This is a genomic window from Stenotrophomonas sp. Sm2128, from assembly GCF_030985535.1.
GTDB classification, from domain to species: domain Bacteria; phylum Pseudomonadota; class Gammaproteobacteria; order Xanthomonadales; family Xanthomonadaceae; genus Stenotrophomonas; species Stenotrophomonas maltophilia.
In genome coordinates this window covers 1-13,233 of the sequence record NZ_JAPTFQ010000058.1, presented here as the reverse complement: position 1 = coordinate 13,233, position 13,233 = coordinate 1, and the positions used below count along the sequence as shown (strand labels likewise).

Genomic DNA, 13,233 nt, shown 5'->3' with positions numbered 1-13,233 from the left:
ATGTCCTCCAATGCCGCGCGTGCCAGGACCGTGACCTGGCTCTGGCCCATCATGCTGTTGCTGGGCCTGGTTGTTGCTCCCCTTGCCTGGATGGTGCTGGCGCTGATGACCGGCCGGCAGGTCGGCTGGATGGCGGTACTGACCGCCCTGGAACTGGTGTTCATGCTGCGCATGGGTACGCTCGGCCCGGGCCGGCTGCGCATCGTGCTGGTCGTGGTGGGCACCCTGCTGGTGGCCGCCGTGGCCAACTGGACCATCGCCAGCGCCTGGATGGGCGGCTCGATCGGGCTGGACCTGTGGGACGCCACGATGCGGATGGGCCCGCACCTGGCCTGGACCCTGATCACCCTGGCCAATGGCGCGGTGGAGTGGCTGTGGCTGGCGCTGGGCCTGGCCGTGGGCGCCTGGCTGGCGCGCTGAGCGCGCCGGTTGCCACGCCCGCCGGGGATATGCAGGTAGATCCACGCATGCGTGGATGGGATGGTAGTGCCGGCCGCTGGCCGGCAAACGCGCGCGGACCAGGGCCCGCACCTACCCGATGCAGCGGCCACGCGTGGATGCGGTAGTGCCGGCCGCTGGTCGGCAAAGGGGTCAGAGCCCATTCCTGCGGAAAGGGATCCGACCCCGGTCCTCAATGCCCGCCGTCGAGCGCCTTCAACTCGCTGACCAGCGAGGCTGCCGCTTCGGCACCGTCGCCATACAGCATGCGGGTGTTGTCGGCGTAGAACAGCGCATTCTCGATGCCCGCGAAGCCGGTGCCCTTGCCGCGCTTGATCACCACCACGTTGCGCGCATTGACCACGTCCAGCACCGGCATGCCGTAGATCGGGCTGGCCGGATCGGTTCGTGCGACCGGATTGACCACGTCGTTGGCGCCGATCACCAGCACCACGTCGGTGTTGGCGAACTCCGGGTTGATGTCGTCCATGTCCGCGATCAGGTCGTAGGGCACGCCTGCTTCGGCCAGCAGCACGTTCATGTGCCCCGGCATGCGTCCCGCCACCGGGTGGATCGCGAACTTCACCTTCACTCCGCGCTGGCCCAGCCGCTGCGCCAGTTCCCATATCTTGTGCTGCGCCTGCGCCACGGCCATGCCGTAGCCGGGCACGATCACCACGCGCTCGGCGAAGGCCATCATCGCGGCGACGTCAGCCGCTTCGATCGGCTTCTGCGAGCCGCTGATCGCCTGCGCTTCGCCACCAGCACCACCGCCGAAGTTGGAGAACAGCACGTTGCGGATCGGCCGGTTCATCGCCTTGGCCATCAGACGGGTCAGCAGGATGCCCGCCGCGCCGACCATCATGCCGGCGATGATCAATGCTTCGTTGCCCAGCACGTAACCTTCGAACGACACCGCCAGGCCGGTGAACGCGTTGTACAGCGAGATCACCACCGGCATGTCGGCGCCACCGATCGGCAGCGTCATCAGCACGCCCAGCGTCAGCGCAAGTACGAAGAAGGCAACGATCGCCCAGGTGCTGAGCGTGCTGGCGGCGATGATCGCCAGTACCACCACCGCCAGCGCCACCAGCAGGTTCATCACCTGCTGGCCCGGCCAGGTCACGCGCTTGTCCAGGCGTCCATCCAGCTTGGCCCAGGCGATCACCGAGCCGGACAGCGACACCGCGCCGATCGCTGCGCCGACCACCGCCAGCAGCAGCACCGTGCCCGACGGCTGGCGCGCGGCCAGATCGGCCAGCGCCTGCGCGCTCCAGTGGCTGGTATCGCGGTTGGCAAGGAAGGCGTAGCGCAGCAGCTCCACCGCGCCGATCGCCGCCGCCGAGCCACCGCCCATGCCGTTGTACAGCGCCACCATCTGCGGCATGTCGGTGATGGCAACCTTGCCGGCCGACCACCAGGCCAGGCCCGCGCCCAGCAGCAGCGCCACCAGGATCAGCGGAACGTTGTGCAGTTCGGGAAGGAAGAAAGTGGCCGCCGTGGCCAGCAGCATGCCCAGTCCGGCCCAGCGGATGCCGCTGCGCGCCGTCAGTGGCGAGGCCATGCGCTGCAGGCCCAGCAGGAACAGCGTGGCGGCGACGAGGTAGCTGGCCTTGACCAGCCAGTCGAGCAGTTCGACGGTGCTGATGTTCAAGCCTGCGGCTCCTTCGGCTCGTCCTTGCCGCCCTTGGGCGCGCTCGGCTTGAACATTTCCAGCATGCGCGCGGTAACCACGTAGCCACCGGCGGCATTGCCGGCACCCAGCACCACGGCGAGGAAGCCCAGGGCCTTCTCCAACGGTGTCTGCGCGTGCCCCAGCACCACCATCGCGCCGATCAGCACGATGCCGTGGATGAAATTGGAGCCCGACATCAGCGGGGTATGCAGGATCACCGGCACCCGCGAAATGATCACGTGGCCGGCGATGGCGGCCAGCATGAAGATGTACAGCGCTACGAACCCGTCACTCACTGGCAACGCTCCCGCTCTGTCTTCGTCGGCCCATCATAACCATGGGCTGAACCCGGCGTGCACCCGGCGTCAACCGAAGCGGCGCTCACGCGTTGTCGATGGTGACCCCGAGCGAGGAACCGTACCCTGTGCTGGTGAGCAGCCCCGTCCCCCCGAGCGCCGAGACCGATGCCCTGCCGGCATCGCTGGAAGCGTTCCTGGCCAGCGTCGGCCCGCGCGCGTTCCGCTTCGCCGAGGCCGGCCTGCGCCAGCGCGAAGACGCCATGGACGCGGTGCAGGACGCGCTGCTGCGCATGCTGGACTACGCCGACAAGCCGGCAGCCGAATGGGCGCCGCTGTTCTGGAGCATCCTGCGCCGGCGCGTGATCGACGTGCAGCGCCGGCGCCGCTTCCGCCTGCCGTTCTGGCGCGACAACCAGGACGCGGAAGGCGGCGAGATCGACTGGGCCGATCCCGGCCCGGACCCGGCACAGGCGCATGAACAGCGCCAGCAGTACCAGCAGCTGGTGGACGCGTTGCGCCGCCTGCCCGCCCGCCAGCGCGAGGCCTTCACCCTGCGCGTGCTGCAGGACCTGGACGGGGCCACCACCGCCCGCGCCATGGGCTGCAGCGAAGGCGCGGTAAAAACCCATCTGGCACGCGCCCGGCAGGCGCTGCAGGACTACCTGGAGATCCACCCGTGAACCGCTCCCTGCCTTCCGATGACACCCTGCGCAGCCTGCACGCGCAGTCGCTGCACGCGCTGTCGCCGGCCACACTGGCACGCCTGCGCCAGGCCCGACACGGCGCCAGCGCGACCCGGCACGGGCGCCTGCGCTGGTGGCTGGCCAGCGCCTGTTCACTGGTGGTGGCGCTGGGTATCGGCCTGCAGTTCACTGGCCATGGCACGCTGACGGGCCCCGCGCCGGCACCTGTGCTGGCCTCGGTGGAAGACAACAGCGCGCTCTACGACGAAAATCCCGATCTGTACCTGTGGCTGGGCGATACCGACCTGGCGATGGAGTGAATCATGTCCCGACTGCACACCCTGCCCCTGCTGATGACCCTGTTGCTGCTGCCGGCCCTCCCGGCGCTGGCGCAGAGCGCCGCGCCCGCCCCTGCGGCACGCCCTGCGCCGGCCACGCCGCTGCCGGCCTGGGAACAGTTGAGCGAAGCGCAGCGGGAATCGCTGCTGGCGCCACTGCGCGACCGCTGGAACAGCGCCGATGCCGGCCAGCGCCAGCGCATGCTCTCGCATGGCCAGCGCTGGCAGACGATGAGCCCGGAGGAGCGCGACAAGGCCCGCCGTGGCCTGCGCCGCTTCGAGCACATGAGCCCGGAACAGCGTGAGCAGGCCCGGGCCCTGTTCGGCCAGATGCGGGAACTGCCGCCCGCGCAGCGCGATGCACTGCGCGAGCGCTGGTCGCAGATGACGCCGGAACAACGCAAGGACTGGGTGCGCGACAACCCACCGCCGGCGAAGCCGCGCTGAAACGCCGCGGGGAACGGGGTCAGAGCCCTTTGCTGAGGCAAAGGGATCCGCCCCCTGGCAGATTCCGGGAACCAGGGTCAGATCCCTTTGCCAGAGGCAAAGGGATCTGACCCCATGTCGTTCATGCCTGCCAGCGTGTCTTCGCCAGCAGCTCGTCGTCCCAGTCGAACGCCAGCTGCCCCTCGCGCACGAACAGCGCGACGAAGTTGAGCAGGTTGCGCGCATACATCTCGCTGGCCTGGGTCGCGCCCCGGCTGGCCAAGCCCAGCGGGCCGTCGATGGTCACGCCCTGATGCTCGATGCACTGCCCTGGCTGGGTCAGTGCGCAGTTGCCGCCGCTCTCGGCGGCCAGGTCCACGATCACGCTGCCGGTGGCCATGCCTTCCACCATCGCGGCAGTCACGATCGTCGGCGCCGGGCGCCCCGGTACCGCCGCCGTGCAGATCACCACATCCACGCTGCGCAGGTGGTCGGCCAGGCGGCGCTGCTGCTCGGCACGCTCTTCATCGGTCAACGCGCGCGCGTACCCGCCTTCGCCCGCCGCGCTCACCCCCAGGTCGAGGAAGCGCGCGCCCAGCGACTGGATCTGCTCGCGGGTTTCCGGACGCACGTCGAAACCTTCCACCTGTGCACCGAGACGCCGGGCAGTGGCAATGGCCTGCAGCCCCGCCACGCCGGCACCGATCACCAGCACCTTGGCCGGACGCACGGTGCCGGCAGCGGTGGTCAACATCGGGAAGAAACGTGGTGCGCGTTCGGCGGCGATCAGCGCGGCCTTGTAACCGGCCATGCCGGCCTGCGAACTGAGCACGTCCATCGCCTGCGCACGGGTGGTGCGCGGCAGCTGCTGCAGCGGGAACAGGTGCAGGCGGTCATCGGCAGCCAGTGCCGCCAGGCCCGGATCACTGGCCGGGGTCAACAGGCCAACCACGGTGGCACCCGGCTTGAGCTGTTCAAGCACCGCCGCTGGCGGCGCCTGCACGCACAACAGGATGTCGATTTCGGCCCAGCGGCCGGCGTCGAATGCGCGGGCACCGGCATCGTCGTAGGCTGCATCGGTGAAACCTGCCGCGAGACCGGCGCCGGCCTCGTACCAGACGGTAATGCCGAGGGCGCCGAGCTTGCGCGCGGTTTCCGGCGTCAGCGCCACGCGCCGTTCGCCCGGCGCGGTCTCCTTGATCCCCAGCAACGCCACGGCCATGCAGGTCCCCGCTGATCGGTGAGTTTTCCCGATCCTAGCAGGCGGCTCCACTCAGTGCAGCGTGGCGCTGCCCGGGTCCAGCCGATCGATCACACCCTGCATCGCGCTGTCGAACGCACCGTCATCCACATGGGCGCGCAGACGTCCCAGCCGCACCATCACCGCCAGTTCTTCCGGCGAGGCCACGCAGAAGCGCACGCCGCGACGGTTGACGAACAGCAGGCGCGAGGAAATCGGGCTGACCCAGGACAGCTTGCCGGCCTGCACCTTGCCGTCCTTGTCGACGAAGTCCAGCCAGTTGCCGATCTCCATCCGGCGGAAGCGATCGGCGTCGGCATTGTCGAAATCATCGGCATCGATCTGCCCGCCCAGCTCGACCGCCGGCGATTCGGCCACCGGCGGGGTCGGTAGTGCCACCTGCGGCAGTTCCGGCAGCGCGCGTTGCAGTTCCGGCCGCGATTCGGCAATGCCCTGCAGGGTGTCATGCAGGGCATCGATGGCGCCGGTGGCGGCGTCGCCATGCACGCCCACGCTGGCGAACACCTTGGCCAGCTCCGGCTGCCAGGCCTGCAGCCACGGCTTGCCGACGATCTGGCGGCGGGCCTCGGCCACTTCCTCCAGCAGCCCGTCGCCCAGGCTCAGCGCTTCGGCCACCGATGCGCCCTCCTCGCCCTCGCGCAGCAGCGCCAGGGTCAGGTGGTGCTGCCACGGCTGGCGCAGGAATTCGGCGATGGCCGGCGGCAGGGTGGCATCACCAATGCGGCGGTCCAGCTCGGCACCGGCACGGGTACGGGCCATTTCCAGCTTTTCCTGGCCACGCTGCGTTTCGGCGGCGCGACGCTCGGCGATTTCCACGCGGCGACGATGCTGCACGAGGAACTCGCGGAATTCTTCTTCCAGGGTCAGGAAGATCGCCAGGTTCTCGTTGAACTCGGCGACCAGGCGCTCGATGATCTCCTCGACCTTGGCCATCAGCATGCGCTCGGCCTGGCTTTCGCCGGTGTTGCCTTCGCAGGCCTCGGCCAGCGAGTTGAGCAGCTTGCGCGCCGGATGGGTCTTCTGCACGAACATGCGACGGTCGAGCATGGCGACCTTGACGAACGGCACCACCAGGCGGCCGATCAACTCGCGCGAGCGGCCTTCCAGTTCGCGCTCGTCCAGCATCACGTCGAACAGCATGCCCACCAGGTCGATCGCATCCTCGTCCTGCGGGTCCAGCCGGGTCTGGCCCGGGTCGACACCGAGACGGGTGGCGCTGGACAGCACTTCGCTCTTCAACCGCTGCGCGAGTGATTCGCCGTCCTCGCCGATCGCTGCACGCAGGGTCGCACTGGGCGTGGCCTGCAGCAGCGACAGCACCGACATCATCTCGCGCTGGCTGAGCGGACGCTGCTGGCCGATCGCCACCTGTGCGGCCGACGTCGCGTCCTCGCGCACGTGGCGGGTCTGCTGCAGCAGTTCGTGCAGCGCCTCCAGCAGCATGCCCTGCTGGCCCGCATGGGTCTCGCCGGTGCCGCTGCCTTCGGCGCCCAGGTGCTGCTGCATGTGGCCACGCCGCTCGGACCAGCGTGCGGCAAAGCGCTGCGCCCAGGCCGGCGCGGCCTGCTCGTCATCACCGAATTCGCCGTCCAGGCCCGAGCCCGGGCGCTGCTCCACCAGGTCATCCAGGCCCGAGGCCATGCGCGGGTCGGGCGCGGCCGACGGCGGACGCCGCGGCGCCCCCATCTGCGACATCACCCCGGCCGCGGCCAGTTGCTCGTCCAGCTTCTCGTAGATGCGACCCACCGGCGCACGCAGGTCACGCTCGCACAGCTTGATCAGCACCAGGTGCACTTCCGGGGCCAGTTCACAGCCGGCAAAGGCTTCGTGGATGGCCACGCCCAGGTGTTCGGGGCTGATGGGATTATGGTCGGCATCCAGTTCGGCGCCGCCGACCAGACGGCCCAGGCGACGGTCGAGCCGCGCCAGCACCGGCTTGAAGTCACGCAGCAGCACCGTGGCGAAATTGCGCACCGCCAGCCGCGACTCCAGCACGTGCTCGGCCAGCAGGCTCAGGCCATCCTCGGCTGGGCCGGACAGCGTCGATTCGGCCGACATGGGCTCACCACTGGCCAGCGCATCCCAGGCCCGCTGCAGGTGGCCAGAGAAGGCACCGGCAATGTCCTCGCGGCGGCGGCGCAGTTCGCGCATCGCATCCAGGAACAGCAGCTGCGACGAACCGGCATTGCCGGCCCGGTCGAACAGGGCATCGTCGAAGCGCGCCAGTGCCGCGCCAAAGGCCTGGCACAGCGCGGGCAGGACCATGTCCCGGGCACGCTGGAGCTGGGCCGGGTCACGACCCGGCGATCCCATCGGTGTGGGCGCGCTCATCATTCGGGAAGGCTCCCCACCTTCTCTGGTACGACAGACAACGTGGACATCGCGACGACCGGCACACCCCATGTACCGGTACGTCGATGGTAGGCCGGCCAGCCCGTCACGGACAGTGAAACAGTCCTCACTTCAAACCTCATGACCGGCGGCCCGGCAAGGTAGATATCGTAAGCCGTGCAAGGCCTGCGAGGCGAGGGGAAGCGGCCGCCCGTTTCCCGCCAGTGGCATGACGTTCATCACAGTTTGGTATTCAAAGGCCAGACGCGACACAGACGGTGTCTTTGACCACCCCGACTATAATCAAACCTTCGTGATGACCGGTTCAGACTCCATGCCCGACCCCGCCGCCCTGCTCGCCCTGGATGCCCGCCGCTCAGTGCCTTCGCGGCAACTGGCCGAGCCCGGCCCGGACCCGGCCACCCTGCAGCGGATGCTGGCTTCGGCAGTGCGCGTGCCCGATCACGGCAAGCGCGTACCGTTCCGCTTCCTGAAGATCGCCGGCGATGCACGTCACACTCTGGGCGACTTCCTGGCCGAGCGCAGCCGCCAACGCGACCCGCATGCGGGCGAGGCCGTGTTCGAGAAGGATCGCCAGCGTTTCAGCCATGCGCCGCTGGTGATCGTGGTGGTGGCCAGCCCGCGCCCGGACCCGAAGGTCCCCGAGCAGGAGCAGCTGATGACCGCCGGCTGCGTCTGCTTCGCCCTGCTGCAGGCCGCACAGGCGCTGGGCTTCGGCGCGCAGTGGCTGACCGCCTGGATGGCCTTCGACCCCGCCGTGCACGCCTACCTGGGCCTGGCCGAGGGCGAAGGCATCGCCGGTTTCATCCATATCGGCACGCCGAAGGCCGCCGTGCCCGAGCGCGAGCGTCCGGACCCTGCCACCCTGCTGCGCGACTGGACGCCTCCGGCATGACCCTGCCGGTACCACCGCCGTCGCTGTACCTGGTCGACGCCAGCATCTATGTGTTCCGCGCGTGGCACTCCCTGCCCGACCAGTTCCAGGACGCGCAGGGCTGGCCGACCAATGCCGTGCACGGCTTCGCCCGCTTCCTGCTGGACCTGCTCGAGCGCGAACGCCCGCGTCACATCGCCATCGCCTTCGACGAAGCGCTGGACAGTGGCTTCCGCCACCGCCTGTACCCCGCCTACAAGGCCAACCGCGACCCGGCGCCGGAGGCGCTCAAGCGCCAGTTCGTGCACTGCAAGGCGCTGTGCGCAGCGTTGGGCCTCGCCGTTCTGGCCCACCATGAATACGAGGCTGACGACCTGATCGGAAGCGCCCTGCATGTGCATCGTGGCAGCCACCGCGGCGTGATCATCTCCGCCGACAAGGACCTGTCGCAGCTGCTGCTGGATCACGACGAGCAGTGGGACTACGCACGCAACCAGCGCTGGAACGTGGCCGGAGTGAAGGCGCGGCACGGCGTGCACGCGCACCAGATCGCCGACTACCTGGCGCTGTGCGGCGATGCGGTGGACAACATTCCCGGCATCAGTGGCGTCGGCAGCAAGTCCGCCGCCGTGCTGCTGGCCCATTTCGGCAGCATGGATGCACTGTACGAACGCCTGGACGAAGTGCCGTTCCTGCGCCTGCGCGGCGCCGCCCAGATGGCGGTGCGCCTGCGCGAGCAGCGCGAGCACGCCCAGCTCTGGCGCCAGCTGACCACCATCGCGCTGGACGCGCCACTGGAAGGCAGCCAGCCCGGCCTGCTGCGCCAGGCGGCCGACCCGGAGCTGCTCGGCGGCCTGTGCCAGACCCTGCGCTTCGGCCCGATGACCCGTCGCCGGCTGTTCGATGCCGCCGGCGTGCCCGATATTCTTCCCACCCACAGCGAGCCCGCATGAGCCAGCGCAACACCGAAGCCCCGCGTGTCGTCTATGAAGGCAAGTACCAGCGCATGCTGGTGCGCGGCACCTGGGAATACAGCGAACGTACCCATGCCGGTGGCCTGGCCGCGATCATCATCGCCGTCACCCCGGAGGACAAGGTGCTGTTCGTGGAACAGTTCCGCGTGCCGCTGCAGGCACCCACCATCGAGATGCCGGCCGGCCTGGTCGGGGACATCCACGCCGGCGAATCGATCGAAGTCTCGGCCGTGCGCGAACTGGAAGAAGAAACCGGCTGGACCGCCGATCACGCCGAAGTGCTGCTGATCGGCCCGACCTCTTCCGGCGCCAGCAGCGAGAAGATCGCCTTCGTGCGCGCTACCGGCCTGCGCCGCGTTGGCGAGGGCGGTGGTGACGACAGCGAAGACATCATCGTGCACGAGATTCCGCGCAGTGAGGCAGCGGCCTGGCTGGCGCAGAAGATGGGCGAAGGCTACGAGCTGGACGCCAAGCTCTGGGCCGGGCTGTGGATGATCGAGCACCATCTGGACGGACGCCCGCGTGGCTGACGCCGACCTGCACGCGCTGCCGGCGCTGCTCGGCGCCGACGACCCGGCGATCCATACGATCCACCGGCCTCAGGGTGCCTCGCCGTACCTGCTGCTGGCCGATCATGCCGGCCAGCAGGTGCCGCGTGCCCTCGCAGGCCTGGGCTTGCCGCAGGCCGAACTGGACCGCCATATCGGCTGGGACATCGGCATTGCCGGCACCACCCGCGCACTGGCCGAACGGCTGGATGCCTGGGCCATCGAACAGACCTATTCGCGGCTGCTGATCGACTGCAACCGCCCGCTGGCCTCGCCGACGCTGATTCCGGAGGTGAGCGACCACACCGTGGTGCCGGGCAATGCCGGGTTGTCGGCGGCACAGCGGCAGCAGCGTATCGATGCGATCCACGCGCCCTACCACGCGCGCATCGACGCGGAACTGAATGCGCGCCGAGATGCCGGCCGCCCCACCCTGCTGGTGATGATGCACAGCTTCACTCCGGCGATGAACGGCGCGCAGCGACCGTGGCATGCCGGCGTGCTGTACCACCAGGACACGCGCTTCGCCCATGCCTTGCTGCAGGCACTGCGCGAGGAAGGCGACCTGGTGGTGGGTGACAATGAACCGTATTCGGTGAGCAGCACCAGCGACTACGCAGTGCCGGTGCATGGCGAAGGCCGCGGGCTGGTGCACGTGGAACTGGAAATCCGCCAGGACCTGATTGCCGATGTGGCTGGGCAGCAGGCGTGGGCGGAGCGGCTGGCGCGGATCTTCAGCGCATTGCAGCCGCAGTTGCTGGCGTTCGGTTGAACGCGCGTGGATCCATTCCGGATCGGTAGTGCCGGCCGCTGGCCGGCAACCTCAGGGTAGTTGGATCATTGCATTGCCGGCCAGCGGCCGGCACTACCGCAGGCGTGGCACATCCACCACCCACGCCAGCGCCTTCAATCATGCATCGCTGACCGGGCAGACGGTGGCGGCCGATTCGACCGGCGCCGGGCGCAGGCCCAGCGCGATCACCACGCCGAGCGCGGCGAACAACGCGGCGCCGTACTGTGCATTGACCATGCCCTGCAGGGCGTCGGCACTGGTTGCGGCCTGCGTGCCGCGCGCGGCGTTGGCCACCATCACCAGCACCGCCAGTCCCAACGCGCCGCCGATCTGCTGGGCGGTGGCCGCCATGCCGGACGCGACGCCTTGCTGCGGACCCGGCACGCCCTGCCCGGCCACGATCCACATCGCTGTCCAGCTCATGCCCTGGCCGATGCTGAGCACCACGATGCCCGGCAGCAGCGGCCAGTAGCTGGCACCGTGCGGCATCGCCAGCGCCACCGCGGCAATGCCGATGGCACCGGCGGCGAAGCCCCAGGCCAGTACCTGCCTTGGCGAACGGCGCCGCAGCATGCGTTCGGCAATACGGATGCCGAAGGTGCACACCAACGTCGGCAGCAGGAAGGCCATGCCGGCCTGCAGCGGGCTCCAGCCATAGCCATCCTGGAAGTAGAGCGCCAGGAAGTAGTACTGCACGCCATAGCTGCTCATGAAGGCGAAGGTCAGGCCGAGTGCCGCGCGCAGGCCCGACAGACGCAACAGCGAAAACTGCATCAGCGGGTCACGGCTGCGTTTTTCGATCTGTACGAACACCGTCAACAGCACGGCTGAAAGCAGCAGGCAGATCAGCGTGGCCGGTGCCGTCCAGCCCCACTCCGGCCCTTGAACCAGGGTAGTGACCAGCAGGCTGCCGCCGGCGGTGACGGTCAGGCAACCGGCCAGATCGAAGGAGCGGCCGCGCACCCTTGGACCATCGGACGGCAACCACGCACCGGCTGCGACCGCGCACGCCGTGGCCAGCGGCACGATCACCGCCAGCACCGCCGGCCAGCCGAACGTCTGGGTCAGCACGCCACCGAGCAGCGTGCCCAGCGCCAGGCCGACCGCACTGGCCATGCTCCAGATCGCCAGCGCGCGGTTGCGCACCGGGCCTTCGGCGTACAGCGTGTTGATCAGTGCCAGCGTGGCGGGGAACAGCAGGGCCGCACCGACGCCCTGCGCGGCGCGCGCGATGATCAACAAGGTGGCATTCGGCGCCAACGCACCGAGTAGCGACGCCAGTGCGAACAGCAGCATGCCCAGCCGGTAGAAACGGCGACGGCCAATCAGGTCGGCGGTGCGGCCACCCAGCAGCAGGCTGCCACCGAACGCCACGGTGTAGGCACTGACCACCCACTGCAGCTGCTGCGCGTTGATCTGCAGCGCGCGGCCCATGTCATGGAGGGCGACGAAGATGATGGTGGCGTCCAGGGCGATGATCAGCTGCGCGGTGGCCAGCAGGGTCAACGCCCAGCGCGGGTATTTGAGGGGAGGCATCGGCGGTCTGGATCGATGGGGGAGCGCAGTCTCATTGATGCGGGCTAATCAATAAACCCCTGCCCGACCATATCTGTCATGATTTTCGGCATGAATGGATCCTCGTTGGACCTCAATGCCGTGCGCATGCTGGTGCAGGTGGCCGAGGCACGCAGCTTCACCGTCGCTGCCGGGCAGCTGGGCCTGAGCCAGTCCGGCCTGTCGCGCGCGATCGGGCGGCTGGAAGCCACGCTGGGGGTAAAGCTGCTGCAGCGGAACACCCGCAACGTGGCGTTGACCCCGGATGGCCGCCAGTTCGTGGAACAGGTGGCACCGCTGCTGGCCGGCCTGGACGATGCCGAGCGGCAACTGGCCGACCGCCCGTGCACGCCCTCGGGTACGTTGAAGATCAGTGCGCCGTCGATGTTCGGGCGCAAGGTGCTGGTGCCGATGCTGGCGCCATTACTGGGACAGCATCCGCAACTGCAGGTGGAAGCCGTGCTCAGCGACCGCCTGGTCGATCTGGTCGAGGAAGGCTTCGATGCCGCGCTGCGCACCGGCGTCATCGCCGACCAGCGCATCGTCGCGCGGCCATTGCGGCCGCTGCGCTGGGTGACGGTGGCCAGCCCCGCGTATCTGGCCCGCTGTGGCGCACCGGACGATGTGGCCGCGCTGCAGGATCACGCCTGCCTAGCGGTGCGCAACCTGCGCAGTGGCCGGCTGGTGGACTGGCAGTTCCTGCAGGACGGGCAACTGCGCGAGTTCACGCCGCCGACGCGGATGGTGTTCGACAGCGGCGATCCGCTGGTGGAAGCGGCCATCGCCGGCATCGGCATCGTGCAGGTGATGGATTTCGCGGTGGCCGATGCGTTGGCCGACGGCCGCCTGCAGCGCGTGCTGCAGCCGTTCGAGGGACGCAGCCGCGCGCTGTCACTGATCTACCCGCCGTCGCGCCAGCATTCGCCGAAGCTGCAGGTGCTGGCCGACGCGTTGCTGGCCGGGGATTGGTAGCGCCGGCCGCTGGCCGGCGCCTGCAGGAATCCACCCGTTTCAGGTT

Annotated in this window: 14 protein-coding genes; 9 read left to right on the top strand and 5 right to left on the bottom strand. The window is 69.0% G+C overall.

Translation table 11 applies throughout. From position 1 onward, the window contains the following. Positions 1-420: a hypothetical protein gene (locus O0K41_RS15655; RefSeq protein WP_024957742.1), complete on the top strand. Its 420-nt coding sequence runs from the start codon at positions 1-3 to the stop codon at positions 418-420. A 211-nt stretch (positions 421-631) separates the two neighbouring features. On the opposite strand, the gene O0K41_RS15650 is transcribed toward O0K41_RS15655, so the two are convergent. Next, positions 632-2,092, bottom strand: coding sequence for an NAD(P)(+) transhydrogenase (Re/Si-specific) subunit beta (locus O0K41_RS15650; protein WP_012479220.1), 1,461 nt, complete (start codon positions 2,090-2,092; stop codon positions 632-634). Then, entirely contained in the window at positions 2,089-2,409 is a 321-nt protein-coding gene (locus O0K41_RS15645) for an NAD(P) transhydrogenase subunit alpha (RefSeq protein WP_005408173.1), read from the bottom strand. Before O0K41_RS15645 ends, O0K41_RS15650 begins: the two co-directional genes overlap by 4 nt. 98 nt (positions 2,410-2,507) lie before the next feature. Here O0K41_RS15645 and O0K41_RS15640 point away from each other — a divergent pair, with 98 nt between their 5' ends. From O0K41_RS15640 to O0K41_RS15630, 3 genes are read left to right on the top strand one after another with little or no spacing between them, the layout of a single operon-like run. Further along, positions 2,508-3,092 carry an RNA polymerase sigma factor gene (locus tag O0K41_RS15640; protein WP_005408172.1) on the top strand — a complete coding sequence of 195 codons (585 nt, stop codon included), beginning with the start codon at positions 2,508-2,510 and terminating at the stop codon, positions 3,090-3,092. Further along, entirely contained in the window at positions 3,089-3,415 is a 327-nt protein-coding gene (locus tag O0K41_RS15635) for a hypothetical protein (RefSeq protein WP_012479218.1), read from the top strand. The genes O0K41_RS15640 and O0K41_RS15635 overlap by 4 nt, the downstream gene beginning before the upstream one ends. A 3-nt stretch (positions 3,416-3,418) precedes the next feature. Beyond that, entirely contained in the window at positions 3,419-3,880 is a 462-nt protein-coding gene (locus tag O0K41_RS15630; RefSeq protein ID WP_012479217.1) for a DUF3106 domain-containing protein, read from the top strand. Between the two features lie 121 nt (positions 3,881-4,001). On the opposite strand, the gene O0K41_RS15625 is transcribed toward O0K41_RS15630, so the two are convergent. Then, positions 4,002-5,081 carry an NAD(P) transhydrogenase subunit alpha gene (locus O0K41_RS15625; RefSeq protein WP_049450156.1) on the bottom strand — a complete coding sequence of 360 codons (1,080 nt, stop codon included), beginning with the start codon at positions 5,079-5,081 and terminating at the stop codon, positions 4,002-4,004. Between the two features lie 51 nt (positions 5,082-5,132). Further along, positions 5,133-7,454, bottom strand: a complete 2,322-nt coding sequence (locus tag O0K41_RS15620) for a DUF1631 domain-containing protein (protein WP_088435867.1) — start codon at positions 7,452-7,454, stop codon at positions 5,133-5,135. A 331-nt stretch (positions 7,455-7,785) separates the two neighbouring features. Between O0K41_RS15620 and O0K41_RS15615 the strand changes: the two genes are divergently transcribed. The 4 genes from O0K41_RS15615 to O0K41_RS15600 are packed head-to-tail and all read left to right on the top strand — an operon-like array spanning position 7,786 to position 10,640. Beyond that, complete coding sequence (locus tag O0K41_RS15615; protein ID WP_005412319.1) at positions 7,786-8,367, top strand: nitroreductase; 582 nt, start codon at positions 7,786-7,788, stop codon at positions 8,365-8,367. Next, positions 8,364-9,299, top strand: a complete 936-nt coding sequence (locus O0K41_RS15610; RefSeq protein ID WP_005408166.1) for a 5'-3' exonuclease H3TH domain-containing protein — start codon at positions 8,364-8,366, stop codon at positions 9,297-9,299. The genes O0K41_RS15615 and O0K41_RS15610 overlap by 4 nt, the downstream gene beginning before the upstream one ends. Next, entirely contained in the window at positions 9,296-9,850 is a 555-nt protein-coding gene (locus O0K41_RS15605; protein WP_164223017.1) for an NUDIX hydrolase, read from the top strand. Before O0K41_RS15610 ends, O0K41_RS15605 begins: the two co-directional genes overlap by 4 nt. Then, on the top strand, positions 9,843-10,640 hold the full coding sequence (locus tag O0K41_RS15600; protein ID WP_164223020.1) for an N-formylglutamate amidohydrolase: 798 nt from the start codon (positions 9,843-9,845) through the stop codon (positions 10,638-10,640). The genes O0K41_RS15605 and O0K41_RS15600 overlap by 8 nt, the downstream gene beginning before the upstream one ends. Positions 10,641-10,778: 138 nt before the next feature. On the opposite strand, the gene O0K41_RS15595 is transcribed toward O0K41_RS15600, so the two are convergent. Continuing rightward, complete coding sequence (locus O0K41_RS15595; protein ID WP_049450150.1) at positions 10,779-12,197, bottom strand: MFS transporter; 1,419 nt, start codon at positions 12,195-12,197, stop codon at positions 10,779-10,781. A 90-nt stretch (positions 12,198-12,287) separates the two neighbouring features. On the opposite strand from O0K41_RS15595, the gene O0K41_RS15590 reads away from it, so the two are divergent. Next, entirely contained in the window at positions 12,288-13,187 is a 900-nt protein-coding gene (locus tag O0K41_RS15590; protein WP_234411827.1) for a LysR family transcriptional regulator, read from the top strand. Positions 13,188-13,233 lie beyond the last annotated feature (46 nt).